Here is a 25,381-nt window from a genome sequence, read left to right as displayed (position 1 = left end):
ATGCATGCCCTTCGGGCGCATTTCCCCGATGCGCAGGCGCCCGATGAGATCGCGCACGAAGTGCGCATCTCAGGGGCGCGGGGAACTGCGCGAGAAGCCCCACCGGCCCGCACCCGGCGACGCGAGAGTCACTCGGCAGACGGGTTGCCGGAGCGCCCCCGCGGCAGCCCCCCGACCAGGATCACGAGCGCCACCAGCAGGATGCACCCGCCCCAGAGGAACGCCCCCGCATACCCATGGGTGAGGCCCGCCGGATCCGACCGACCCGCGGAGCGACTCGCCGCGACCGTGGACAGCACCGAGAGCCCCAACGCCCCGCCCAACGTGCGGGACGTGTTGACGAGCCCGGAGACGAGCCCCGCGTCCGAGGCCGCCGCCCCCGACGTGGCCAGCGACGCGAGCGGCGTCATGGCGAGCCCCGCGCCGGCCATCATCGCGATCCCGGGCAGCATGATCGTCGTCACGTACACCCCGTGCTCCGTCATGGCCGACTGCCAGAAGAACCCGGCGGCGGTCGTCACGACCCCGAGCACCGCCACGTTCCGCGCCCCGATCCTCCGCATCAGCCGCGGCGCGAGCTTGGATCCGGCGACGACCGCGAGGGAGCTGGGCACGAGGGCGAGCCCGGCCTCGACGGGGGTGTACCCGAGCACGTTCTGCGCGTAGAGGGTCATGAAGAACCACATGGCGAAGCTGCCCATGCCGCACACGAACATCGCCGCGTTGGCGACGGCCACGGGCCGCACCCGGAACAGGGCGAGCGGCATCAACGGCACCTTCGTACGGGCCTCGACGAGGAGGAACGCCGCGATGAGCAGCACGCCGGCCGCCAGCGGCACGAGCGTGCCCACCGCGCCCCAGCCCTCCGCCTCGGTCTGCACGATGCCGTAGGCGAGGACGGCCGTGCCCGCGGTGACGAGCACCGCGCCGGGCAGGTCGAGCCGGCGGGCGCCGCCGGCCCGGGACTCGCGGATCCAGCGGGCGGCGGCCGCGAGGACGACGGCGCCCAGCGGCACGTTGATCAGCAGGACCCAGCGCCAGTCGAGCGCCTCGGTGAGGACGCCGCCGACGAGTCCGCCCGCGGCGCCGCCGCCCGCGCCGACCGCGGTCCAGGTGGCGATGGCGCGGGCGCGCGCGGGGCCCTCCGGCACGGCGGCGGTGAGCAGGGTCAGGGTGGAGGGGGCGAGGACGGCGGCGCCGAGGCCCTGCACGGCGCGGGCCACGAGCAGCTGCCAGCCCTCCTGGGCGAGCCCGCCGGCGAGCGAGGCCAGCGTGAACAGGCCGAGCCCGACGAGGAACATCCGCTTGCGCCCGTAGAGGTCGCCGGCCCGGCCGCCGAGCAGCATGAACCCGGCGAAGGCGATCGAGTACGCGTTGACGACCCACTGCAGGCCGCCGGCGCTGAGCCCGAGGTCGGTGCGCATGGACGGCAGGGCGACGTTCACGACGGACACGTCGAGGACGACGAGGAACTGTCCGGCACAGGCCACCGCCACGACCAGCCAGGCGGGCGGCGCGGGCCTGGCCGTGCGTATCTCGGTGTCGGAGCCGGTGGAGCCGGCGGGCGTTCGCAGCATGAGTGTCATGGTCCCAGGCCGCCGACGCCCCGTACATCAGGATTTCGGTGCACCTGGGGTGGGTCACAGGTCATACGTCCCGGGACCTAGGTCCCGGCGCTTGCGTACGCGTCTCTAGGGTGTCCCGGTGATCTCCACCACCGAACTCTCCGGACTCGCCGAACTCTCCGAACTGGCCGCGGGGAAGCCCTCAGCCGCCTGGCTGGAGTCCTGCTTCGGCGCGGGCAGCCTGTGGCGGCCCTCCCCCGCCGACCTGCCCGCCGCGCTGACCCACGAGCCGACCCGGGCCTTCCTCACCGAGGTCGGCGTCCCCGCGGTACGGCTCGGCGCCGTCGACTACGACTCGGCGAAGCTCACCGACGAAGGCATGTGGGAGGCGGACCCGGACGAGCTGTTCGGCGAGCGCACCCCGGACGACGACTCGCCGCCGAGCCGCTACTCGTACTGCATCGGCACCGGTTGGGGGGTGCTGCACCTCATGGTGTGCGGTGACAGCGGCACCGTGGAGGTGTACGACCCGGACGGCTGGGACCACGCGGCCGGGTACGGCGGCTACGCCGCGGACTCGGTCCCCGAGTTCCTGGTCGCGCTCGGGGTGTTCACGCTGTACCGACGGACGTTCGAGGACGCCGAGCCGCAGGCCGCGCTGGACGGCCTGGACGAGCTGACCTCGGTGCTCAACCGGTTGCGCCAGGGCCCGGACTTCTCCGACTTCTGGGAGACGCGCCTGGAAGAGGTGCGCGAGGACCTCGAGTGCGAGCTGGACGACTGAACCGGGTGTCGTTCCACGGCCGCGTGTAATACGGCCGCGTGTAATTCCGTGGCCGTGGAACGACACCCGCACCAGAATGCGCCGGATGACGACACCTCCGGCTCCGGCGCAGACCGTCTTCACCCACAAGCCCGTGCTGACCGGGGAGAAGGTGTTGCTGCGCCCGTTCACCGAGGACGACGCGGTCGTGATGGCCGGGGTCGTCGGCGACCCGGAGGTCGAACGGTTCACGGGCGGCGGCACGTTCACGCTGGAGCGGCTGCGCGCCTGGTACGGCTCGCGCGCCGCGCAGACCGACCGGCTCGACCTGGCCGTGACGGACCGGGCCACGGGCGAGCTGGTCGGTGAGGTCGTCCTCAACGAGTGGGAGCCGGAGCACCGCTGCGCCACGTTCCGTACCGCGATCGGGGCGCGTGGCCGGGGCCGCGGGCTCGGCTCGGAGGCCCTGCGGCTCGTCGTCCGGTACGGGTTCGAGTCGGCCGGGCTGCACCGGATCCAGCTGGAGGCGTACGCGGACAACGAGCGGGCCCTGCACGTGTACGCGAAGGCCGGCTTCGTCGTCGAGGGCGTACGCCGGCAGGCCGAACTGTGGGACGGGCGCCGGCGGGACGCCGTGCTGATGGCGGCCCTGGCCGACGAGTGGCCCGGCGCCGCCTGAGGCTCCCGGCGGGTCAGGGGCGGCGCAGGAGGGTGACGACCGCGGCGCCGCCGAGGCCGATGTTGTGGGCGAGGCCGACGCGGGCGCCCTCGACCTGGCGCGCTCCTGCGGTGCCGCGCAGCTGCCAGGTGAGTTCGGCGGCCTGGGCGATGCCGGTGGCGCCGAGCGGGTGCCCCTTGGAGATCAGTCCGCCCGACGGGTTGACCACCCAGCGGCCGCCGTACGTCGTCGCGCCGGACTCCACGAGTTTGCCGGACTCGCCGGGGGCGCACAGGCCGAGGGCCTCGTAGGTGAGGAGTTCGTTGATGGAGAAGCAGTCGTGCAGCTCGATGACGTCGAGGTCCTCGGGGCCGAGTCCGGAGGCGGCGTAGACCTGGCGGGCGGCCTCGCGGGACATCGGCTGACCGACGACGTCGATGCAGGAGCCGGACGCGAAGGACTCCTCGGTGTCGGTGGTCATCGCCTGCGCGGTGATCTCGACGGCCTTGTCGCCGAGGCCCCGCTCCTCGACGAAGCGTTCGGAGACGACGACGGCCGCGGCGGCGCCGTCCGAGGTCGGGGAGCACTGCAGCTTGGTGAGCGGCTGGTGGATCGTCTTCGCGGCGAGGACCTCGTCGACGGTGTACGCGTCCTGGAACTGGGCGTAGGGGTTGTTCACCGAGTGGCGGTGGTTCTTGGCGCCGACGGCGGCGAGCTGGGCGGGCGTCGTGCCGTACTTCTCCATGTGCTCGCGGGCCGCGTCGCCGAAGATCTGGGCGGTGGGCGGGCTCATCTCGAAGCCGTGGCGGGCGGCCATGATCCCGTAGTGACGGGCGACCGGTGACGTCTTGAAGTCCCCGCCGTCGGCCCCTCCCCCCAGCGCCCCGCGCTGCATCTTCTCGAAGCCGAGGGCGAGGACGCAGTCGTTGACGCCGCTCTCGACGAACTGGCGGGCGAGCATCAGGGCGCTCGAGCCCGTCGCGCAGTTGTTGTTGACGTTGTAGACCGGGACGCCGGTCAACCCGAGTTCGTAGACGGCCCGTTGGCCGGCCGTGGACGCCTGGAAGCAGTATCCGACCGGCACCTGCTGCACGTCCTCGTACGCGACCCCGGCATCGGCGAGCGCGGCCTCCCCCGCCTCCTTCGCCATGTCCCAGTACTGCCAGTCGCGGCTCTCCGGCTTCTCGAACTTGGTCATGCCGACGCCGACTATGTACGACTTCATGGCTACGGGACCCTTCCTGAAGGCCAGCACCTACGCTTATCCATTACCTGACGACCCGTCAGATACTGACACCCCGAGCCCCCCATGTGAAGGGGCCCGCACCCACGAGCGAGACCGCCACCTCCCGCCGGCGGCACGATTCCGTTCCGGGGCTGCATTCACCTGCGGCTCCGCCACGTGAGCGCACTCAAGGCGAGGGCAGACGCGCCCCGCCAGGGACGCGGGACTGTGCCCACGTGCGCGCGCTCAACGCGAGGGCAGATGCGCCCCGCAAGGGGCGCGGGGAACTGCGCGACCAGCCACAACGACGCGGCAGCCGGCGACGACGCCCGGCCCCTACGGCGAAGCCCGTTCGATCGCGCACCCAGCACCGGGGTGCCGCCTTGCCCACCCGTGCCGCCCCAGGCGGCAGACTGCCCAAGGCTGGGACGACCGAGCCGCACCCGGAGCCGGAGCGCAGCCTCAAGGCGGGGAGCCTGGAACACCCCCGGCTGGGGGTACTGCCCGGGGCCGGGTGCCGGGCCGACGCCCCCGGAGGGGGCGGGTGGGCGGGAGCAGGGCCGAGGCTGATCGTGTTCGCATGGCGGAGTCGTATGTCGCTGCAGCCCCGCGTTCCTTGGGGGCATCTGCCCGGTGCCGGATCGTCGTTGGATGCGCATCCTGCGCTGGGTGCTGCCCGAGGCCGGGCGCCGGGCCCGACGCCCCCGGAGGGGGCGGGTGGTGGGAGCAGGCGGCAGGCCAAGAGAGAGGCGCCAGGTCGGGAGGGAGGAGGCTCCAAGCCAGAGGGGAGAGGTGCCGGGCAGGTGCGTCCCGTCAGGGGCGCGGGGAACTGCGCGACCGGCCACGACGGCCCTGTAGCCGGCGACGGCATTCGGGCGGCCCGAGGTGGGGCAACCAGAACGCACGCCCAGGGCTGGCGTGCTACCGAGGCCGGGCGCCGGGCCGACGCCCCCGGAGGGGGCGGGTGGGTGGGAGCAGGGGCCGGGCTATGGGAGAGGCTCCCCGCGCCGGAGGCGGGAGGTGCCGGACTCGGGAGGCGCCGGAGGCTAGAGGCGCCGGAGGCCGGAGGTGCCGGACACGGGAGGCGCCGGACTCGGGAGGCGCCGGAGGCTAGAGGCGCCGGACTCGGGAGGCGCCGGACTCGGGAGGTGCCGGACTCGGGAGGCGCCGGACTCGGGAGGTGCCGGAGGCTAGAGGTGCCGGAGGGGGAGGGGCCGGTAGGGGCGCGGAGATGGGGGGCACGGGTGGCCCCCGCCAGGGCTCGGCGGCGGGGGCGGAGCCCGGTCAGCGGAACGCGGCGTGGCCCGTCAGGGCCTGACCCAGGGACAGGGTGTGCATCTCCGTGGTGCCTTCGTAGGTGAGGACCGATTCGAGGTTGTTGGCGTGGCGGATGACGGGGTATTCGAGCGAGATCCCGTTGGCACCGAGGATCGTCCGGGCGGTGCGGCAGATCTCGATGGCCTCGCGGACGTTGTTGAGCTTGCCGAAGCTGATCTGGGCCGGGTGGACGCCGGCGTCCGAGTCCTTCAGCGCGGAGAGGTGCAGCGCGGTGAGCGTCGCCTTGTGGAGCTCCAGCGCCATGTCGACCAGCTTCTGCTGCGTGAGCTGGAACGCCGCGATCGGCTTCCCGAACTGCTCCCGCTGGAGGGAGTAGTCACGCGCCGCCTGCCAGGCCGAACGGGCCGCACCCGTGACGCCCCACACGATGCCGTACCGGGCCTCGTTCAGGCAGGTCAGCGGCGCCCCGACACCCCGCGCCTCGGGCAGCTGCGCGGAGGCCGGCAGCCGTACCCCGTCCAGGACCAGCTCACTGGTCACCGAAGCGCGCAGCGACATCTTGTGCTTGATGAGCGGCGCCGAGAAGCCGGGCGTGTCCGTCGGCACGACGAAGCCGCGTACGCCGTCCTCGGTCCGCGCCCAGACGACGGCGACGGCGGCCACCGACCCGTTGGTGATCCACATCTTGCGGCCGTCGAGGATCCAGTCGTCCCCGTCGCGCCGGGCCCGCGTCGTCATGGAAGCCGGGTCCGAACCGTGGTCGGGCTCGGTGAGCCCGAAGCAGCCGATGGCCTCGCCGGCGGCCATCCGCGGCAGCCACTCCTGCTTCTGCTCCTCCGAGCCGAAGCGGTGGATGGCGAACATGGCGAGGGAGCCCTGCACGGAGACGAAGGAGCGCAGACCGGAGTCGGTGGCCTCCAGTTCACGGCAGGCGATGCCGTAGGCGCGGGCCGACATGCCGGCGCAGCCGTACCCCTCCAGGTGCATGCCGAGCAGGCCCATCTTGCCGAACTCACGGGCGAGTTCGGGCAGCGTGGGCATCTCGCCGTTCTCGAACCACTCGGCGATGTGCGGCTCGACCTTGTCGTCGAGGTACTGCCGCACGGTGTCGCGCACGGCGCGCTCCTCGTCGGTGAGGAGGGCTTCGAGGTTCAGCGGGTCGACGGGGTCGAGCGCGGGGAACGCCATGAGGGTCTCAGACTCCTTGCTGGTGACGGCTGGTGGCGGCTGTTGACGGCTGGTCAAGGCTGGTTACGGCTGGTCAAGGCTGGTGACGGTCGTCGTCGTGCTGGCCGAGCAGGGGCGGTGCGGTGCGCACGGCGGGGCGTACGCCGTCGAAACTCACAGGGAAAGCGACCTGGCGCAAGCGTCCGGCGGTGGGATGGTCCACCTCCTGGACCATGCCGAGCGCCTCGGTCTGCGGGCAGGCGTACACCTCGTCGAGGTGCCGGATGGGCGCGACGGGCACACCCGCCGCCTTGAGCCGCTCGCACCATCCGGCGACGGTGTCGCCCTTCAGCGCGCGACCCAACTGCTCGTTCAGTTCGGTCCTGTTGACGACGCGGGCGGCGTTCGTCGCGTAACGCGGGTCGTCGGCGAGGGCGTCCAGGCCGAGCGCCTCGCCCAGGCGGCGGAACAGCGCGTCGTTGCCGACGGCGATCACGAAGTGTCCGTCGGACGCCTCGTAGGCCTGGTACGGGACGAGGCTCGGGTGCCCGGAGCCGAGCCGGGTCGGCCGCTCTCCCGTGGCGAAGTGGGCGGTGGCCCAGTTGGCGTGCAGGGCGAGCTGGGTCTCGTACAGGGAGGTCGTGACGTACTGGCCGCGTCCGGTGCGGGCGCGTTCGACGAGGGCGGAGGTGATGCCGATGAGGCCGAAGAGGGCGGCGCCGAGGTCGCCCATCGCGAAGCCCGCCTTGACGGGCGGGCCGTCGGTCTCGCCGGTGAGGGACATGAGGCCGGCGGCGGCCTGGGCGACCATGTCGTAGCCGGGTTCGTCGCGCAGCGGGCCGCTCTCGCCGAAGGCGGAGATGTGCAGGACGACCAGGCGCGGGTGGCGGGCGGTGAGTTCGCGGTAGTCGAAGAGGCGGGCGAGGCTGCTGCCGGGGCGGAAGTTCTCCACGAGGACGTCGGCGTCGGCGAGCATCCGGTGCACGGCCGCCTGCCCGTCCGCCGTTTTGAGGTCGAGGGTGACGGACCGCTTGTTGCGGTTCGCGGCGAGGTAGTAGGTGGCGTCCTCGCCCTGGAAGGGCGGGCCCCAGCGGCGGGTCGGGTCGCCGCCCTCGGGGTGCTCGACCTTGGTCACGTCGGCGCCGAGGTCGGCGAGGGACATGGTGGCGTACGGCCCCGCGAGGATCTTGGACAGGTCGACGACCTTGATCCCGGCGAGCGGCGCGGCGGGCCGCCGTGCCTGCGTCTGGGGCTGCTGCGGCTGCGGATCGGGCATGGCGTTCACTCTGCCCCGGGGATTAAGTGCTGTCCAAGACCGATTCCGGACCGCAGTGTGCCGCTACGCCACATAATCCGCCGGGGTCGGGAGGACGCGCTCGGCGATCTCCAGGACGGCGGCGAGGGCGGCGCTGTCGTTGCCGGTGCGCCAGGCGAGCGCGATCGGCAGGACGGGCACTCCGGGGCCGACGAGGGGCCGGAACACGACGTGCTCCAGATGGATCGAGCGCGCGGAGCCGACGACGACGGCGACCCCGACCCCGGCGCCGACCAGGGCGAGCAGGTTGTACGAGTCCGGGGCCTCCTGCGCGATGCGCGGGGCGAACCCGGCGTCGTGGCAGCCCTGCACCATGGCCTCCCGCACGGCGGAGCCGCGGGCGACGGGGAAGGTGACGACGCGCTCGTCGGCGAGGTCGGCGAAGGTCACCCCGTCCCGGGCGGCGAGCGGGTGGTCCTCGGGCAGGGCGCAGACGAGGGGCTCGGCGCGGACGACGCGGGCGGTGATGCCGCGGCGTACGGGCAGGGCGGCGACGCCGAGGTCGATGGTGCCGTCGGTGAGCCGGGCGAGCGCCTCGCCGGTGAAGATCTGGCCCTCCAGGACCAGTTCGACGCCGGGAAGTTCGGCGTTCACGGCGCGGGTCAGGGCGGGCAGCGCGGCGTAGGCGCTGGCGCCGCCGAAGCCGACGGTGACCCGGCCGGTCTCGCCGTGCTGGGCGGCGCGCACGGTGCGGCGCAGGGCGGCGGCGTCGGCGAGCAGCCGCCGGGCCGGTTCCACGAGGGCCTGTCCGGCGGAGGTGAGCCGCACGGTCCGGGTGGTCCGGTCGAAGAGCCGCACCCCGAGGTCCCGCTCCAGCAGCCGGATCTGCTGGCTCAGCGGCGACTGGGCGATGTGCAGCCGCTCGGCGGCCCGCCCGAAGTGCAGTTCCTCGGCGACGGCGACGAATCCGGTGAGGTGTCTGAGCTCCACGGGTGCGACGATACGGCCCGGCCGGGGCGGCCGCCGCCCGTGGGCCCGGGGTGCCGTCCGGGCGGTGGCGGTCCCCCCGCGGTACTACGCGCAGGTCCCCCCGGGCGCTGACGACCCGACCCCGCTGCGGGGCCTAACTTCCCCTGCATGACGATCAGTTCGCGCCGGTCCGCCGTGACCGTGGCCCTCGCCCTCGCCCTGTCCGTGCCGCTCCTCGATGCCGCCGCGACCGCCGCGGCGTCTCCGTCCCCGTCACTCGGGGCCCACGTGTCCGCCCCGACGTCGGACGCCGGCGTGCAGTCACCGTCGCCGTCACCGGACGCCGCCGTCCCGGAACTGCCGGTTCCAGGCGGGGCACATCCGGTGGGGCGCCGCACGCTGCACCTCGTCGACCGCAGCCGTCAGGACCTGTGGGTGCCGAAGGCGCGGGGCCGGGAGCTGATGGTGTCCCTGTCCTATCCGGCCCGGGCCGCCCGGGGCGCGGCCGCGCCGTACATGACCGTCGAGGAGGCCCGGCTTCTGCTGGCGGCGCGCGGCCTCGGCGATCTGGTGCGGGCCGAGACCGTCGCAGGGATCCGCACCCACGCGTACCGTTCGGCGGCCCCCGCACCGGGGCGCTACCCGCTGGTCCTGCTCTCGCCCGGCTTCTCGATGCCGCGCACCACGCTCACCTCGCTCGCCGACGAGCTCGCGAGCCGCGGCTATGTCGTCGCGACCGTGGACCACGCGTACGAGTCGGTCGCCACCGAGTACCCCGGGCACCGGATCCTGCCGTGCGCGGCGTGCGAGCCGGTCGACAACGACCCGGTGGCGCGGGCGGCCGCCGTACGCAACCGGGCCGCCGACCTGTCCTTCGTACTCGACGAGCTGGGCGATCCGCACCGGGCCGGGGCCGTGTCCCGCATGATCGACTTCCGGCGGGTCGGGGCCGCCGGGCACTCGATCGGGGGCGCGTCCGCGGCGGCGACGATGGCCGCCGACGACCGCGTGCGGGCGGGGGTGAACCTGGACGGCGACTTCTACCTGCCCGAGCCCGGTGCCGGGCTCGGCCGGCGCCCGTTCCTGATGATGGGCACCGCGGACACCCACGCCCCGGGCTCGCCGGGCACGGACTGGCCCGCCGCCTGGTCCCGGCTCGACGGCTGGAAGCGGTGGCTGACGGTGACCGGCTCCGGCCACTACACCTTCACCGACCTGCCTTATGTCGCGGAGCGGCTGGGACTGCCGGACCCGTCGGTGCCGCTCTCGGGCACGCGGAGCCGGCAGATCACCAGCGACTACGTGGCCGCGTTCTTCGACCTCCATCTGCGGGGCGTGTCCGCGCCGCTGCTCGACGGCCCCACGGCCGCGAACCCGGAGGTCGTCTTCCGGCACCCGGCGGCCTGATCCTCCGGCTCGCTCAGCCTCCGGCCGGGCCGAGGAGTCCGTCGACGAAGGTCCGCAGCCCCTCGGGGTAGGTGTCGCGGGCGCAGAGGCCGGCCCAGCGGGGGGCGACGGCGGCGAGGTGCGGGACACGGTCGGCGTCGAAGGCGGCGCGGAAGGCGGCCGGGGTGCGGTCGGTGCGGCGGTGCGGGGAGTGGGCGCGGACGAGGATCTCGCCGACCGTGTAGTACCAGAGGTGCCGGAAGACCTCGACGGAGCGGTCCGGGGTGCAGCCGTGTTCCTGGGCGGCGGCGAGGACGGCCTCCACCATCCACAGCGCGGACTCGTCGAGCAGACCGACGAAGCCGTCGGCGGTGAGGATCTCGGCGGCCCAGGGCCAGGCCGCGAGCGCGTCGTGCATCGCGGCGGCGGCCGCGACGACGCGCTCGCGCGGGGCCTCCGGCAGGGCGGGGCGCTCGATCTGCTCGACGTAGTGGTTGAGGAGGAGGACGAGGAGGTCGTCCTTGCCCTCGATGTGGTGGTAGAGGGTCGTCGCGCCGATGCCGAGCTCCGCGGCGAGCCGGCGCATGGAGAGCTTCTCCCAGCCGTCCTCGTCGATGAGCCGGCGGGCCGCCGCGACGATCTGCTCGCGCGAGGTGACGCGGGGGCGGCCCGTGCGGGTGCCTCTCGGGGCGGTCGCGGGTGTCTCGGGCGCGGGCGTTGCGGACATGGGGCCCATCATGCCCGCCCCTGCCGCCGGGCGGCTGCCGCGGCGGACACCCCTTTCCGCCGGGGGTTCGGGCCCGGGGCCGCGACCGGTTGCGCGCGGTCTCGCGCCCTGACGGGGCACATCCGCCGCGCGGCCGCCCGCGCACACCGTCACAGGTGACGGAGGAGGCGCTGTCGGAGGCCCGTGCTCAAATCTCCTCATGAGCGCACCTGACGTGGCCCGCCGGCTGCCCGACATCCCGACCCTCCAGGCCCGCTGCCGCGCCGTCGCGGCGGCGGAGGCCGTCGTCAACCCGTCGGGCAGGTATCCCTGTCACGTGTACGAGGCCGACTGGGGCGGCGCCGGCGAGGACGTGTTCCTCGTGGTCAACGGCTCGGGTGACGACGCCGCGGTCGTCTTCTCCCCCGCCGGGGTCTACGTCCGGGTGTTCGACCACGAGTCGTGGATGAGCCCGTACACGACCGACGACGAGGGACCGTGGCCGGGCGTGCTCGACTCCGTCCCGGACGTGTTCCGGCCGTACGTGGACGAGCCCGCGTTCAACGACGAGCACATCCCGCTGGTGACCGCCTGCATCTGGCGCGAGACCGACGACTCCCGCTGGCACACGGGCGACATCACGTTCCCGGAGGGCGAGCCGGACTCCGACGGCGCGGCCTGGCTGCTGCGTCTGGTCGTCGACGGCACCCCGGAGGCGTTCCGCGACTGGGCGCAGGACCACTACGAGCGCCCGGTGGATCTGGCGGTGATACGGGAGGTGTTCGCCGCCCGCACCGCCGCCGACGCCTAGGAACTGTCCGGCGGATCATGGCCGGGGCCGCCCCTGACCTGCCGGACAGCCCCTGGCGTCCTCAGTCGCGGGGCAGGCCCAGGATCCGTTCCGCCACCACGTTGAGCTGCACCTGTGTCGTGCCGCCCGCGATGGTGAGGCAGCGGGACAGGAGGAAGCCGTGCAGGGCGCGCTGCCCGGGGCCCTCGCGCAGCGCGCCCGCGGGGCCGAGGAGTTCGAGGGCCAGTTCGGCGACCTGCTGCTGGTGCGGGGTCTGGACGAGCTTGCGTACGGAGGCGCCGGGCCCCGGCCCCTCCCCCGCGACCTGCTGGAGCGTCGTGCGCAGCCCGATGCAGGCGAGCGCGTGGGCCTGGGCGGCGAGCGAGCCGATCCGGGCCCGGTAGGAGCCGTCGAGGTCGCCGGCCCGTGCGAGCAGGGCCTCCAGACCGGTGTCGAAGGTCAGCTGGTCGGCCATGTGGACGCGTTCGTTGCCCAGGGTGTGCCGGGCGACCCGCCAGCCGTCGTCGACCTCGCCGACCACCGCGTCGGCGGGCAGCACGGCGTCGTCGAAGTACACCTCGTTGAAGAGGGCGTCGCCGGTGATCTCGCGCAGCGGGCGGATGTCGATGCCGTCCGTGTTCTTCATGTCGACGAGGAAGTACGTGAGTCCCTTGTGCTTGGGGGCGTCGGGGTCGGTGCGGGCCAGCAGGATGCCGTGGTCGGCCCACTGGGCGGCGCTCGTCCACACCTTCTGCCCGTTGATCCGCCAGCGCCCGTCGGGCAGCCGCTCGGCGCGGGTGCGCAGGGAGGCGAGGTCGGATCCGGCGCCGGGTTCGGAGAACAGCTGGCACCACAGGAGTTCGCCGCGCAGGGTCGCGGGGAGGTAGCGGTCGCGCTGCTCCTGGGTGCCGTGGGAGAGGAGCGAGGGGACGACCCAGGTGGCGATGCCGAGGTCGCTCAGCTTGATCCCGGCGGCCGCCAGCTCCTGCTGGACGGCGAGCTGCTGCAGGGGCCCGGCACCGAGTCCGTACGGGGGCGGGAGGTGCGGGGCGGCGTATCCGGTGGGGGCGAGCGCGCGGCGGGCGGCGCGCGGGTCGAGGCCGTGGGCGGGGGCGAGCGCCGTACGGGCGCTGTCGCGGTGGGCCTGGGCCTCGGGGGGCAGTTCGAGGCGGAGTTCGCGGCGGGCGCCGGTCTCGGCGAGGCGTACGGCGCGCAGCCGGTGGGCGTCGCCGGCGCCGAGGAGCTGCCGGGCGACGACGGCGCGGCGCAGGTACAGGTGGACGTCGTGCTCCCAGGTGAAGCCGGTGCCGCCGAGGATCTGGATGCAGTCCTTGGCGCAGGTGTAGGCGGCGTCGAGGGCGGTCCCCGCGGCGAGGGCGGCGACGAGGGCCCCGGCCTCCGGGGCGGTCTGCTCCTCGCCCAGGGCGCGGGCGGCGTCCCAGACCAGCGCGCAGGCCTGTTCGACGCGGACGAGCATGTCGGCGCAGAGGTGTTTGACGCCCTGGAACTGGCCGATGGGCCGCCCGAACTGTTCGCGTACCTTGGCGTGTTCGGCGGCGGTGGCCAGCGCCCAGGCGGCGCCGCCGCAGGCGTCGGCGGCGAGCAGTACGGCGGCGAGGTCGCGGACGAGCCCGGCGTCGACGGCGAGGACGCGGTCGGCCGGGACGGCGGCGCCGCTCGCGGTGATCTCGGCGGTGGGCCGGGTCGGGTCGGCGCTGTCGTGGACGCGCACGGTGAGTCCGGGGGTGGCGGCGTCGGCGGCGAGCCACACGGTGCCGTCGGCGGTCTCGGCGGCGAGGACGAGGAGGTCGGCGTCGGCGCCGGTGAGGACGGGCGGCGCGGCGCCGTCCAGGACGAGTCCGTCGGGGCCGGTGACGGCGGTGAGGCCGCCGGGGCCGAAGGCGACGGCGCCGATCCGCTCCCCTGCGGCCAGCGCGCCCGCGAGCTCGCGCACCCCGGCCCGGCGCAGCACCTCGGCCGCGAGGGCGCTGCCGAGGAAGGGGCCGGGCAGCGCGGCCCGGCCTGCCTCCTCGACGGCCACGGCGAGGTCGAGCAGGGTGCCGCCTCCGCCGCCGCAGTCCTCGGGCAGGTGCAGGCCGGGCAGGCCCTGGGCGGCGAGGCCGTCCCAGTGCGGTGGCCGGACGCCCGGGGCGGCCGGGGCGTCGAGCAGTTTGCGCACCTCGTCGGGCGGTACGGCGCGCGCGATCCAGCCGCGCACGGAGTCCGCGAGTTCCCGCTGTTCCTGCGTGATGGCGATGCCCATGCGGCGCACGGTAGAACACGTTCCAGTAGAGCGGAAGACCGAATCTGACGTTGTGTCAGAAATCCCGGCGGGCGGGACCGGGGGCGGGCACACAGGGGGTGCGTAATGAAAAGGTCAAGGTTCCGACTCGTACGACGATCGTCGGAATAGTCGCCCGAGGAAACGGGTTCGGGATACACGCAAGCGTCACGCACAGCGGTGTGCGTGGCGCTCCCCCATGACACGTGACACATGACACCCGGACCGCCACCCGCCGTTCCGCCGCCTTGAGAACAGCAGCACCGCAGTCCCACATCTCGACCGAGACCGCCCCCGGAGGCCCTCCTTCATGTCCCTACCGACGACCTCGTCCCGCCGCACCGGCGGCGTCGTCCCCGTCCTCGCCTTCACCGGCATCGTCGTCGCCGTCATGCAGACCCTGCTCGTCCCGGTCATCAAGGACCTGCCGGAACTGCTGGACACCGCGCCCTCCGACGCCACGTGGGTCCTGACCGCCACGCTCCTCGCCGGCGCCGTCTCCACCCCGATCATGGGGCGCCTCGGTGACCTCGCGGGCAAGCGCCGGATGCTGCTCGCCAGTCTCGCCGTCATGGTCGTCGGCTCGCTGATCTGCGGTTTCACCGACAACCTGCTCGTGATGATCGCCGGGCGCGCGCTCCAGGGCTTCGCCATGGGCGCCATCCCGCTCGGCATCGGCCTGATGCGCGACATGCTGCCGCCGGAGAAGCTCGGCTCGGCGATGGCCCTGATGTCCTCCTCGATCGGCGTCGGCGGCGGCCTCGCGCTGCCGCTGGCCGCGCTCGTCGCCCAGCACGCCGACTGGCACGCCCTCTTCTTCGGCGCGGCCGGTCTCGGCGTCGTCGCGATCGCGCTGACCCTGGCCTTCGTACCGGAGAGCCCGCTGCGCGCGCCGGGCCGCTTCGACCTCGCGGGCGCCATCGGGCTCTCCGCCGGTCTGGTCCTGCTGCTCCTGCCGATCACCAAGGGCAGCGACTGGGGCTGGGGCTCGGGGACGACCCTCACCCTGTTCGCCGCGGCCCTCGTCGTGCTCGTCGCCTGGGGCGTGATGGAGCTGCGCCTCAAGGCCCCGCTCGTCGACCTGCGCACCAGCGCCCGCCGCGAGGTGCTGCTCACCAACCTCGCCTCGATCATGGTCGGCGTCGCGTTCTACGCGATCTCGCTGGTCCTGCCCCAGCTGCTGCAGCTGCCCACCGCGACCGGGTACGGCCTCGGCCAGTCCATGGTCGTCGCGGGTCTGTGCGTGGCGCCGCTGGGCCTGACCATGATGCTGACCGCCCCGGTGTACGCCCGCCTCTCGGCGCGGTTCGGCCAGAAGATCACGCTGATCCTCGGCATGCTGATCATCGCCGTCGGCTACGGGGCCGGGCTCGGCCTGATGAGCGCGGCCTGGCAGACCATCATCATCTCGGTCGTGATCGGCGCGGGCATCGGCCTCGCCTACTCCTCGCTCCCGGCGCTGATCATCGGCGCGGTCGACCCGTCCGAGACGGGTGCGGCCAACGGCCTGAACACCCTGATGCGCTCCATCGGCACCTCCGTGTCCTCGGCCGTCATCGGCATGGTCCTCGCGAACACCGCGGACCATGTCGGCGGTGTCGCGATCCCGACGATGCACGGTTTCCGCGTCGCGTTCCTGATCGCCACCGGTGCGGTGGTGGGCGGTGTCGTGCTCGCCGTGTTCCTGCCGGGGCGGCGTGCCGCGGCGGTGCAGCTGCGTGCCGGCAGTGAGGAGGACGCGGGTCTCGCCCGCGCCGAGGAGGCCCTCGCGGCGTTCCGCGGCCGGGTCCTCGACCCGGCCGGGGTTCCGGTGCCCCGCGCCAAGGTCACCCTGATCGACCGGCGCGGCCGCCAGGCGGGGGCCGCCCTCACGGACGCGGACGGCTCCTACTCCCTGTCGGTCCCGGACGGCGGCGCCTACGTCCTGGCCGCGACCGCCCCCGGCCACGCCCCGCACGCCTCCTCCGCCACCCACCACGGCGCCCCGGGCCCGGTACCCCTGGACCTCTCCATGACCCCCGTCACCGAACAGGTCCGCTGACAGGCGGCGCCGGCCCGGCGCGGAACCGTCCGCCCCGGCGCCGGCCGGGCGCGGGCCGTCAGTCGCGGCTGTCGAACCGGGGCACCGAGTCCAGCAGCGCGGACACGTCGCTGCCCGGCGCCAGTTCCCGCGGCGCGTCCCCGCGGCGGAAGAGCCGCGCCGGGCGCCCGCCCTCCACCGAGGCCCGCTCCCCCGCCACCCGCAGCCACGAGCCCTCCCGCAGACCGAGGACGGGCACGTCGTTCTCCTCCAGGAACTCGGTGAGCCGCTCCTCGCGGGTCTCGCCCTTGTGCGTGGAGGCCGGGTCCGGGTCCAGATAGTGCGGGTTGATCTGGAAGGGGACCAGGCCGAGCGTCTCGAAGGACGGCGGCTGCACGATCGGCATGTCGTTGGTCGTGCGCAGTGTGGGCGCCGCCATGTTGGTACCCGCGCTCGCTCCCATGTAGGGCAGTCCGGCGCGCACCGCCTCTGCGACGGCCTCCCGCAGCCCGGTCCGGTACAGCGCGCTCAGCAGCCGGAAGGAGTTGCCTCCGCCGACGAACACCGCGTCGGCGGAGGCGAGTACCGCCACCGGGCCGTCGCCCTCGTGCACGCCGCGCACCTCGATCCCGGCCCCTTCCAGAGCGCCGCGCACCTTGGCGGTGTACGCGTCGTGGTCGGCCAGCGCGTACGGCACGAACGCGAGACGGGCCTTCGCGGGAAGGAAGGCGGTGACGGTGTCGAGGGCGTGCGCCAGGTATCCCCGGCCGTACTGGGTCGAGTTGGAGAGCAGCAGCAGATTCACGATGGGGGTCGCTCCTGACAAGGTGGTGCGGGGGCGGATACGGGGGGCGCGCCGTCAGTCGTCGGCGCGGGTGCGCCGGGGGCGCTGGGGCGGGTGGGTGAGCCGCCGCTCCAGCAGTGCGGCGGCCTTGCGCAGGGCGTCGAGGCGGTCGTCGGGCCCGTCCGGGAAGCGGTCCTTGGCGGCGCCGAGGCTGAGGCTCCCGTAGGGCTCGCGGCCGAGGAAGACGGGGACGGCGACGGTGCCGATCCCGGCGTCGTACTCGCCGACCGTCCACGCGTACCCCTGGGCGCGGATCCTCAGGAACTCCCGCTCCAGTTCGTCCGCGTCGGTGACGGTGCGCTCGGTGAAGCGGGCCATCGGGCGGCCCCGGAAGAGCCGGTGGCGCTGCTCGTCGGGCAGGAACGCGTAGTACGACTTGCTGGTGGCACCCGCGTGCGCCGGGTACAGCTCGCCGACCAGCGGGTAGTAGCGCAGCGGCCCCTCCTCGCCCTCGACGGCGGCGACGCAGCGCATGTGGAAGCTGTCGGGCAGACAGAACAGGACCGTGTCGCCGGTCGCCGCGCGCAGCTCCTCCATGACGGGCCCGGCGAGCAGCTCGAGCGACCCCGAGCGCTCCCAGAGACGGCCCAGGCGCAGCACGGCGGGCCCGATCCGGTAGCGCCGGGTCGCCGGGTCGGAGACCAGGAAACCGCGCCCGGCGAGCGAGGCGAGCAGCCGCTGGGCCACCGAGGTGTCCCAGCCGAACTCGGCGGCGACCTCGGTCACGCCCCAGTCGGGGCGGGTCCGCTCGAAGGCGAGCAGCACGAGCAGGGCCCGGTCGACGGTCTGCAGCGCACCGGCCGGCGTCTTCCGGTCGAGCGGAATCTCCGCCATGCCATCTCACCATCCAGACTTCAATTGCAGATAACGGGAAATGCTTGCGGATTACGCTATCCGATCCCGACTCTGCTGTCAGCACCACCGCTCGACGCAGGGAGAGGGACCGCATGTTGAAGCACGTCATGGATGTCATGGATCTGCTGGACGACCCCGACGCGGACGGAAAGCGCGTCGTCGCCCATCTCGACGCGCTCGCGGGCCCGGAGGGCTCCGGCGCCGAGGTGACCACGGTGGAGGGCGAGCGCGGCTCGACCGACTTCGTGCTCGTCCGCATCGAGGGCACCCGGGGCCGCGGCCGCGGCGGCAGCGCCCGCACCCTCGGTGTCGTCGGCCGACTCGGCGGGGTCGGCGCCCGGCCCGAGGCGACCGGCCTCGTCTCCGACGCGGACGGCGCGATCGCCGCGCTCGCCACCGCCGCCAAGCTGCTCGACATGCGCCGCCGCGGCGACGTGCTCGACGGCGACGTGGTGATCGCGACGCACATCTGCCCGAACGCCCCGACCGCGCCGCACGACCCGGTGCCCTTCATGGACTCGCCGGTCGACATCGCGACGATGAACCGGCACGAGGTGACCGACGACATGGAGGCCGTGCTCTCCATCGACACCACCAAGGGCAACCGCATCATCAACCACAAGGGCCTCGCCCTGTCCCCCACCGTCAAGGAGGGGTGGGTGCTGCGGGTCAGCGAGCGGCTCGGCGAGCTGCTCGCCGTCGTCACCGGTGAGCCGTTGGTCACGTATCCCGTGACGACTCAGGACATAACGCCCTACGGTAACGGTGCACACCACATCAACTCGATCCTGCAGCCGGCCACGGCGACCGCCGCCCCGGTGGTCGGCCTCGCGGTCACCTCCGCCGCCGCGGTCCCCGGCTGCCAGACCGGCGCCAGCCACGAGACGGACATCGCGGCCGCGGCCCGGTTCGCCGTCGAGACCGCGAAGGCCTTCGGCGGCGGACGTGTCGACTTCCACGACGCCGACGAGTTCGACGCCCTCGTGAGCCGCTACGGCTCGCTCGCCCACCTGCAGACCCTCGGCAACGCACCTACGGAGTCGTGACGCCATGGCCACCACGAAGAAGAACGTGGGCAGCGACGACTACGCGCTGTCCAGAGTCCCCCAGGACAAGCGGCTCGGCTTCTGGACGATGCTGCTCCAGTGGCTCGCCCAGTCCGGCTCCATCTCACAGTTCACCCTCGGCGCCACCATCGGCGTCGGCATGACCTTCGGCGACGCCTTCCTCGCCTTCACCCTCGGCGCGGTCATCCTCGAGGTCGTCATCTTCCTCATCGGCATGGCCGGCATGCGGGAAGGACTGGCGACCCCGCTGCTGACCCGCTGGGTCGGCTTCGGGCGCAACGGCTCGGCGCTGGTCAGCTTCGTCATCGCCGTCAGCCTCGTCGGCTGGTTCGGAGTCCAGAACACGATCTTCGGCAACAGCGTCTCGTCGCTCGTCGGCGGCCCGCCGTGGCTGTGGTGCGTCGTGGCGGGCCTCGCCATCACCGTCCTGGTGATCTTCGGCTTCCGCTACATGGCGGTCTTCGCCAAGATCGTCACCCCGCTGTTCTTCGCGATGGTCGCCTGGTCCGTCGTCCGCGCCCTCGGCGAGCACTCGATCGGCGACCTGATCAGCTCCCCGCCTCCGGGCCAGGCCATCCCGCTGTCCGTCGCGGCCACCGCCATCGCGGGCGGCTACATGACGGGCGCGATCGTCGCCCCGGAGATGACCCGCTACAACAAGAAGGGAAGCCACGTCTTCCTGCAGACGGCGTCCTCCATGATCCTCTCCGAGTACATCGTGGGCCTGACCGGCGTCCTCCTCGGCCACATGGTCAAGAGCAACGAGGTCTCGCAGATCGTGCTGTCCACGTCCGGTGTCTTCGGCGTCCTCGTCGTCCTGATGTCGACCGCGAAGATCAACGACTGGAACCTGTACGGCTCCTCGCTCGGCGTCGTCAACTTCTTCCAGGTCGTCTTCGGCAAGCGACTGCACCGCGGCGCCGTCACCATCGTCCTCGGCGTCGCCGGCACCGCCCTCTCGGCGGTCGGCATCATGACGCACTTCACCGAGTTCCTGTCGGTCCTGGGCGTCGCGATCCCGCCCATCGGCGGCATCGTCGTCGCCGAGTACTGGGTGGTGCGCCGCATGCGCAGGCCTCTCGACGAAACCCGCGCGGCGGGCACCCTCCCCGCCACCTCCCCGACCTGGGTTCCCATGTCGCTCGCCATCTGGGCCGCCGCCTTCTGCGTCGGCAAGTTCTACGACGGCGGCATCCCGGCCCTGAACTCCCTCGCCACCGCGTTCGTCCTGTACAGCGTGCTCGGACTGCTCGGCTGGGTCAGGACGTACGGCACCACCACCCTGGACGACGACGAGGACGCGCGTCCCGTCGCCGCCGGGCACACCCCCGTAGGAGCGGCATGACCACCCTGGCCACCGAAGAAGCGCAGCGCGAGGTCGTCGAGCTCTGCGCCGAGCTGATCCGCTTCGACACCTCCAACCCGACCAGCGACGAGCGGGCCTGCGCCCGCTGGGTCGAGGACAAGCTGGCCGAGGTCGGCATCGCGTCCGAGTTCGTCGAGAGCGCGCCGGGGCGCGCCAGCGTCGTCGCCCGTATCGAGGGCGCCGACCGCGCGCGCGGCGCCCTCCTCGTCCACGGCCACCTCGACGTCGTCCCGGCCGACGCCGCCGAGTGGCGGGTCCCGCCCTTCTCCGGCGAGATCCGCGACGGCTACCTCTGGGGCCGCGGCGCCATCGACATGAAGGACACGGTGGCGGTCATGCTCGCCACCGCGCGGCACTTCGCCCGTACGGGCACGAAGCCGTCCCGCGACCTCGTCCTCGCGTTCCTCGCCGACGAGGAGGCGGGCGGAAGGTTCGGCGCGCACTGGCTCGTCGAACACCGCCCCGACCTCTTCGCGGGCGTCACCGAGGCGATCGGCGAGGGCGGCGGTTTCTCGTACGCGCTCGGCGACACCCGGAGGCTCTACCCGATCGAGAACGCGCAGCGCGGCATGGCCTGGATGGAGCTGACCGCGACGGGCAGGGCCGGGCACGGCTCGTCGCCCAACGACGAGAACGCGGTCACCGACCTCGCCGAGTCCCTGACCCGCATCGGCCGCCACACCTTCCCGGTCCGCCTGATCGAGCCGGTGCGGGCGCTCCTGGAGAAGGCCGCCGAGCTCAAGGGCGTCAAGATCGACTTCGAGGCCGAGGACCTGGACGCGGAGCTCGCCCGGCTCGGCCACGTGGCGGACTTCATGCAGGTGGTGCTCCGCAACTCCGCGAACCCCACCATGTTCACGGCCGGCTACCAGACCAACGTCATCCCCGGAAAGGCGACGGCCCGCGTCGACGGCCGCTTCCTGCCCGGCCACGAGCAGGAGCTGATCGACACGATCGACGCCCTGCTCCTGCCGTCCGTCCGCCGCGAGTGGGTCAACCACGACATCGCGATGGAGACGACGTTCGACGGCCCGCTCGTCGACGCCATGTGCGAGGCCGTCCGCGCCGAGGACCCCGACGGCCACCCCGTCCCGTACTGCAACCCCGGTGGCACCGACGCCAAGGCCTTCACCGAGCTCGGCATCCGCTGCTTCGGCTTCAAGGGCCTGAAGCTGCCGGCCGACCTGGACTACGGCCGCCTCTTCCACGGCGTCGACGAACGCGTTCCTCTGGACGGCCTGCGGTTCGGGGTCCGGGTGATGACCCGGCTCTGGCAGGGCTGCTGAGCGGTCGCCCGGCGGCGTACGGCAGCATGTGCGGCATGACCACCACAAGCGACCGTCCCGCCGCCGACGTCCTCGCCGCCTTCGAGGCCGCCAAGGGGTTCATGCCGCTCGACGAGGGGCTCGCGCTGTACGCGGCCGCCGTCGAGGCAGGCGCGCTCGGGCTGCCGCTCCTGGAGGTCGGCACGTACTGCGGGCGTTCGACGATCCTGCTCGCCGACGCCGCGCGCGCGGCCGGCGTGAGCGCCCTCACGGTCGACCACCACCGCGGCAGCGAGGAGCAGCAACCGGGCTGGGAGTACCACGACCCGCATACCGTCGACCCGGTCGTCGGTCTGATGGACACGCTGCCGACGTTCCGCCGCACGCTGCACGCGGCGGGCCTGGAGGATCACGTCGTCGCGCTGGTCGGGAAGTCGCCGCGGGTCGCGAAGGCGTGGGGCGGCAAGCTCGGCCTCGTCTTCATCGACGGCGGTCACACCGACGAGCACGCCACCGCGGACTACGAGGGCTGGGCGCCGCACGTCGCCGAGGGCGGACTGCTGCTCATCCACGACGTGTTCCCCGTCAAGCACGACGAGTGGACCGGCCAGGCCCCGTACCGCGTGTACCTCAGGGCACTGGAGTCCGGGGCGTTCACCGAGGTCTCGGTGTGCGACTCGCTGCGCGTCCTGCGCCGAACGGGCCCGGGAATCTGAGGGCACGGTTAGGGTCGGGGGCGTGTCGTACGTAGGCCCGGACCCCGATGACTTCGACGAGTTCTACCGGAGCGATGCCCCGAGGGAGGGCCGTCGCTTCGGTGGCCGGCCCGTGCTCGTCGCGCTCGCCGCGCTCGTCCCGGCGGCCTTGGCGGGCTGGATGGTGTGGCAGGTGGTGAGCGGCCCCGGGGAGAGCGAGCCGCCGAAGGTGCTGCCCGCGCCGGGCGCCTCGTCGAGCGCGACGCCGACCCCGTCGAAGGCGGAGGCGTCGCGGAAGCCGTCGCAGGCCCCCTCGAAGTCCGCTTCCGCGTCCGCCTCGGCCTCCGCGTCGAAGAAGCCGCAGAAGCCGGCCGGCGGCGGCACCGGCCCTCTCAAGGGCAAGGTCGTCGTGATCGACCCGGGTCACAATCCGGGAAACTTCTCGCACCCGTCCGATATCAACAAGAGCGTGAACGTGGGCAACGGCACGAAGGAGTGCGACACCACGGGGACGTCCACCAACTCGGGTTACACGGAGGCCCGGTTCACCCTGGATGTCGCGCGCCGGATGCGGACGATCCTCGAACAGCAGGGCGCGACCGTGAAGTTCACCCAGGACGGGGACCGCGCCTGGGGCCCGTGCGTGACCGAGCGGGCGCAGATCGGCAACGCGGCGCACGCCGACGCCGTGGTCTCCGTGCACGCGGACGGCTCCGCCGAGGGCAACCGCGGGTTCCATGTGATCCTTCCCGCATCCGTGCACGCGGGCGCCGCGGACACCCGCCCGATCGTGGGCCCGTCGAAGGACCTCGGCGAGCGCATCGTGGGCAAGTTCGTGCAGTTCACGGAGATGGGGCCGTCGAACTACGTGGGGGACCGCACCGGCCTCGACACCCGTAGCGACCTGGGCGGACTCAACCTGTCGACCGTGCCCAAGGTCTTCATCGAATGCGGCAACATGAGGGACTCGCAGGACGCGGGCAAGCTCACGTCCGGCTCCTGGCGGCAGAAGGCGGCCCAGGGCATCTCGGCGGGAATCGTGAGTTTCCTGCGCAGGTAGAGGTCACGCTGTGGAACCCGGCAGACACCTCCAGCTCGTGGACGATAGTGTCCCTACGATGTGGGGCCACCCCTGCGCCTTGCGCCGCCTCCACCGATGACCGGACGACTTGACCGGGCGACCGGACGACTTACGAAGGACCCTGAAGTGAATATCCGCTCCCTCACTCGAGGCGACGGCGTGGTGATCGGAGCAGCGGTGTTGCTGTTCATCGCCTCGTTCCTCGAGTTCTACTCCTACTCGGGCTCGAATTTCGGTGGCTCGGCGTCGGCAGACATCGACGGCCCCAACGCCTGGGACAACCTGGGTTACGGCCTGGGCACGTTCATGGGCGGAGTGATCGGCGCAGCTCTCATCGTCTTCAACCGGGCCCAGCCGCAGCCCCGCAAGGTGCTCGGCCTGGACCTCGGCATGGTCGGCACCGGCTTCGCCGTCCTGACCGCCTGGACGATGCTGTGGACGCTGATCGACGTCAGTGACAACCTCGACGCGGGCGCCGGCCTGATCATCGGCCTCATCGCCTCGCTCGCCCTCGCGGGCGGCGCGGTCGCCGGTTCGCTCGTCCCCGCGCTCAAGGCCCCGCTCGTCGGCGCCCCGCGCCCCGTGCAGCCGCAGCCGTACGGCGGCCAGCCGCAGGGTGGCTACGGCTACCCCGGCGCCCAGCAGCAGCCGGGTCAGCCCTACGGCGCGCAGCAGGGTCAGCCCGGTCCGGGCCAGCCCTACGGCGGTCAGCCGCAGCCGCAGGCCGCCGCTCCGGCGCCGCAGCCGGCGCAGCCCTCGCAGGGCGGTCAGCCGGCCGGGGACTTCTCCCCGTTCTGGTTCGCCGTGCCGGTGCCGCGTCCGCTGTACGCGGAGGACGGTTCGCCGTCGCCGATCGCCGAACTGGCGCCGGGCACGTGGTACTTGGCCGTCGAGCAGCGCGGCCCGGGTCTCGTGGCCCAGACGCAGGACGGCCGTCGTGGCGTCCTGCAGGACACGTCCGGGATCCAGCGCGGCTGATCCGGACCCCGTTCGCCGAAAGGCCTCCCGCCCGTACTTCCGGGCGGGAGGCCTTTCGCGTACAGTCACCCGGCGACGGCCGAACTGACGTACCGTCAGATAGCGTCTGAGAGTTGGCGGGCGGCGGAGGGAGTGGGTCGATGCGGCTCGGAATCGCACTCGGTTATTGGGGGCGCGGCCCCGACCCCCGCCATGTCGGGCTCGTCCAGGAGGCGGAGTCGCTCGGCTACGACTCCGTGTGGACGGCCGAGTCCTGGGGCAGCGACGCGTTCACCCCGCTCACCTGGCTCGCCGCGCACACCACGCGCATCCGCCTCGGCACGGCGATCGCGCAGATGGCGGCCCGCTCCCCCACGACGACGGCGATGCACGCGCTCACCCTCGACCATCTCTCCGGCGGCCGCATGATGCTGGGCCTCGGCCTGTCCGGGCCGCAGGTGGTGGAGGGCTGGTACGGGCGTCCGTTCCCGCGCTCGCCGCTCACCGCGACCCGCGAGTACGTGGACGCCGTACGGCAGGTGCTGCGCCGCGAGGGGCCGGTCGAGGTCGACGGGCGCTTCCACCAGCATCCGTACCGGGGCGAGGACGGCACCGGCCTCGGCAAGGCCCTCAAGCCGATCACGCACCCGCTGCGCGCCGATCTGCCGGTCCTGCTCGGCGCCGAGGGCCCCAAGAACATCGCGCAGACCACCCGCATCGCCGACGGCTGGCTCCCCCTGTACTGGTCCCCGACCCGCACCGACGTCTACGAGGCGTCGCTCACCGACCTCCCCGAGAACTTCATGATCGCGCCCATGGCCCGCGCCAAGGTCTGCGACGACGTCGCGGAGGGGCTGCTGCCGGTCAAGGCCATGCTCGGCTTCTACATCGGCGGCATGGGGCACGCGACCCGCAACTTCCACGCCGACCTCATGGCACGCATGGGGTACGAGGCCGAGGCGCGGCACATCCAGGAGCTGTTCGCCGCCGGGCGGCGCGAGGAGGCGGTGCTGGCGGTGCCGGACGCGTTCGCCGACGAGATCTCCCTCGTCGGGCCGCGCGAGCGGATCGCCGAACGCCTCGAACTGTGGCGCAAGGGTGCGGGGTGGGGTGTTGTGGTTGGTGGACCCGGCCCCCCGAAGCCCCCCCGGCGGGCGCCCCGGTTAAAAGACCCCGACAATTGACCCC

Annotated in this window: 21 protein-coding genes; 12 read left to right on the top strand and 9 right to left on the bottom strand. The window is 73.1% G+C overall.

The genetic code is table 11. The features are described 5' to 3' along the window. Positions 1-128: 128 nt before the first annotated feature. A complete protein-coding gene (locus ACFW9D_RS18585; protein ID WP_384623178.1) occupies positions 129-1,577 on the bottom strand; it encodes an MFS transporter in 1,449 nt (482 codons plus the stop codon). A gap of 127 nt (positions 1,578-1,704) precedes the next feature. Here ACFW9D_RS18585 and ACFW9D_RS18580 point away from each other — a divergent pair, with 127 nt between their 5' ends. After that, positions 1,705-2,349, top strand: a complete 645-nt coding sequence (locus ACFW9D_RS18580; RefSeq protein WP_188339217.1) for an SUKH-4 family immunity protein — start codon at positions 1,705-1,707, stop codon at positions 2,347-2,349. Positions 2,350-2,434: 85 nt separating this feature from the next. After that, a complete protein-coding gene (locus ACFW9D_RS18575; RefSeq protein WP_384623175.1) occupies positions 2,435-3,007 on the top strand; it encodes a GNAT family N-acetyltransferase in 573 nt (190 codons plus the stop codon). A gap of 13 nt (positions 3,008-3,020) precedes the next feature. Here ACFW9D_RS18575 and ACFW9D_RS18570 read toward each other — a convergent pair whose 3' ends face one another. From ACFW9D_RS18570 to ACFW9D_RS18555, 4 genes are all read right to left on the bottom strand, one after another. Next, positions 3,021-4,211, bottom strand: a complete 1,191-nt coding sequence (locus tag ACFW9D_RS18570; RefSeq protein ID WP_188339215.1) for a lipid-transfer protein — start codon at positions 4,209-4,211, stop codon at positions 3,021-3,023. A 1,284-nt stretch (positions 4,212-5,495) separates the two neighbouring features. Next, positions 5,496-6,677: an acyl-CoA dehydrogenase family protein gene (locus ACFW9D_RS18565; protein WP_188339214.1), complete on the bottom strand. Its 1,182-nt coding sequence runs from the start codon at positions 6,675-6,677 to the stop codon at positions 5,496-5,498. A 73-nt stretch (positions 6,678-6,750) separates the two neighbouring features. Next, on the bottom strand, positions 6,751-7,932 hold the full coding sequence (locus ACFW9D_RS18560; protein ID WP_384623173.1) for a CaiB/BaiF CoA transferase family protein: 1,182 nt from the start codon (positions 7,930-7,932) through the stop codon (positions 6,751-6,753). Positions 7,933-7,995: 63 nt separating this feature from the next. Continuing rightward, positions 7,996-8,901: a LysR family transcriptional regulator gene (locus tag ACFW9D_RS18555; RefSeq protein WP_384623172.1), complete on the bottom strand. Its 906-nt coding sequence runs from the start codon at positions 8,899-8,901 to the stop codon at positions 7,996-7,998. A gap of 147 nt (positions 8,902-9,048) precedes the next feature. On the opposite strand from ACFW9D_RS18555, the gene ACFW9D_RS18550 reads away from it, so the two are divergent. Next, the gene (locus ACFW9D_RS18550) at positions 9,049-10,287 is read left to right on the top strand and encodes an alpha/beta hydrolase family protein (protein ID WP_384623170.1); all 1,239 of its coding nucleotides are present in this window, start codon (positions 9,049-9,051) and stop codon (positions 10,285-10,287) included. A 13-nt stretch (positions 10,288-10,300) separates the two neighbouring features. Here ACFW9D_RS18550 and ACFW9D_RS18545 read toward each other — a convergent pair whose 3' ends face one another. After that, positions 10,301-10,993 carry a TetR/AcrR family transcriptional regulator gene (locus ACFW9D_RS18545; protein ID WP_384623169.1) on the bottom strand — a complete coding sequence of 231 codons (693 nt, stop codon included), beginning with the start codon at positions 10,991-10,993 and terminating at the stop codon, positions 10,301-10,303. A gap of 199 nt (positions 10,994-11,192) precedes the next feature. Between ACFW9D_RS18545 and ACFW9D_RS18540 the strand changes: the two genes are divergently transcribed. After that, entirely contained in the window at positions 11,193-11,783 is a 591-nt protein-coding gene (locus tag ACFW9D_RS18540) for a hypothetical protein (protein ID WP_384623167.1), read from the top strand. Positions 11,784-11,844: 61 nt separating this feature from the next. On the opposite strand, the gene ACFW9D_RS18535 is transcribed toward ACFW9D_RS18540, so the two are convergent. Then, positions 11,845-14,025 (bottom strand): acyl-CoA dehydrogenase, encoded by a 2,181-nt coding sequence (locus tag ACFW9D_RS18535; protein ID WP_384623166.1) that lies wholly within the window; start codon positions 14,023-14,025, stop codon positions 11,845-11,847. Between the two features lie 328 nt (positions 14,026-14,353). Here ACFW9D_RS18535 and ACFW9D_RS18530 point away from each other — a divergent pair, with 328 nt between their 5' ends. Further along, complete coding sequence (locus ACFW9D_RS18530; RefSeq protein WP_384623164.1) at positions 14,354-16,084, top strand: MFS transporter; 1,731 nt, start codon at positions 14,354-14,356, stop codon at positions 16,082-16,084. A gap of 58 nt (positions 16,085-16,142) precedes the next feature. Here the strand turns inward: ACFW9D_RS18530 and pepE are convergent, their stop codons facing one another. Beyond that, entirely contained in the window at positions 16,143-16,868 is a 726-nt protein-coding gene (gene pepE / locus ACFW9D_RS18525) for a dipeptidase PepE (RefSeq protein ID WP_384623162.1), read from the bottom strand. A gap of 54 nt (positions 16,869-16,922) precedes the next feature. Then, positions 16,923-17,741 (bottom strand): IclR family transcriptional regulator, encoded by an 819-nt coding sequence (locus ACFW9D_RS18520; RefSeq protein ID WP_384623161.1) that lies wholly within the window; start codon positions 17,739-17,741, stop codon positions 16,923-16,925. A gap of 113 nt (positions 17,742-17,854) precedes the next feature. Here ACFW9D_RS18520 and ACFW9D_RS18515 point away from each other — a divergent pair, with 113 nt between their 5' ends. The 7 genes from ACFW9D_RS18515 (at position 17,855) to ACFW9D_RS18485 (ending at position 25,377) form a co-directional block, all read left to right on the top strand. After that, positions 17,855-18,808 carry a DUF1177 domain-containing protein gene (locus tag ACFW9D_RS18515; protein WP_384623159.1) on the top strand — a complete coding sequence of 318 codons (954 nt, stop codon included), beginning with the start codon at positions 17,855-17,857 and terminating at the stop codon, positions 18,806-18,808. A gap of 4 nt (positions 18,809-18,812) precedes the next feature. Then, positions 18,813-20,174 (top strand): cytosine permease, encoded by a 1,362-nt coding sequence (locus ACFW9D_RS18510; RefSeq protein WP_384623157.1) that lies wholly within the window; start codon positions 18,813-18,815, stop codon positions 20,172-20,174. Beyond that, complete coding sequence (locus ACFW9D_RS18505; RefSeq protein ID WP_384623155.1) at positions 20,171-21,481, top strand: M20/M25/M40 family metallo-hydrolase; 1,311 nt, start codon at positions 20,171-20,173, stop codon at positions 21,479-21,481. The genes ACFW9D_RS18510 and ACFW9D_RS18505 overlap by 4 nt, the downstream gene beginning before the upstream one ends. A 26-nt stretch (positions 21,482-21,507) precedes the next feature. Continuing rightward, positions 21,508-22,176, top strand: coding sequence for a class I SAM-dependent methyltransferase (locus ACFW9D_RS18500; protein ID WP_384623154.1), 669 nt, complete (start codon positions 21,508-21,510; stop codon positions 22,174-22,176). A gap of 22 nt (positions 22,177-22,198) precedes the next feature. Beyond that, positions 22,199-23,215: an N-acetylmuramoyl-L-alanine amidase gene (locus tag ACFW9D_RS18495; RefSeq protein ID WP_384623152.1), complete on the top strand. Its 1,017-nt coding sequence runs from the start codon at positions 22,199-22,201 to the stop codon at positions 23,213-23,215. Positions 23,216-23,362: 147 nt separating this feature from the next. Then, entirely contained in the window at positions 23,363-24,214 is an 852-nt protein-coding gene (locus ACFW9D_RS18490) for a hypothetical protein (RefSeq protein WP_188339205.1), read from the top strand. Positions 24,215-24,354: 140 nt separating this feature from the next. After that, positions 24,355-25,377: an LLM class F420-dependent oxidoreductase gene (locus tag ACFW9D_RS18485; RefSeq protein WP_384623150.1), complete on the top strand. Its 1,023-nt coding sequence runs from the start codon at positions 24,355-24,357 to the stop codon at positions 25,375-25,377. The last annotated feature ends 4 nt before the right edge of the window (positions 25,378-25,381 follow it).

The sequence above is a fragment of the Streptomyces sp. NPDC059524 genome (genome assembly GCF_042749255.1).
In the GTDB taxonomy this organism is placed as follows: domain Bacteria; phylum Actinomycetota; class Actinomycetes; order Streptomycetales; family Streptomycetaceae; genus Streptomyces; species Streptomyces xanthii.
Note: the sequence above shows the minus strand (reverse complement) of the source record. Positions and strands in the feature narration are given on the sequence as shown.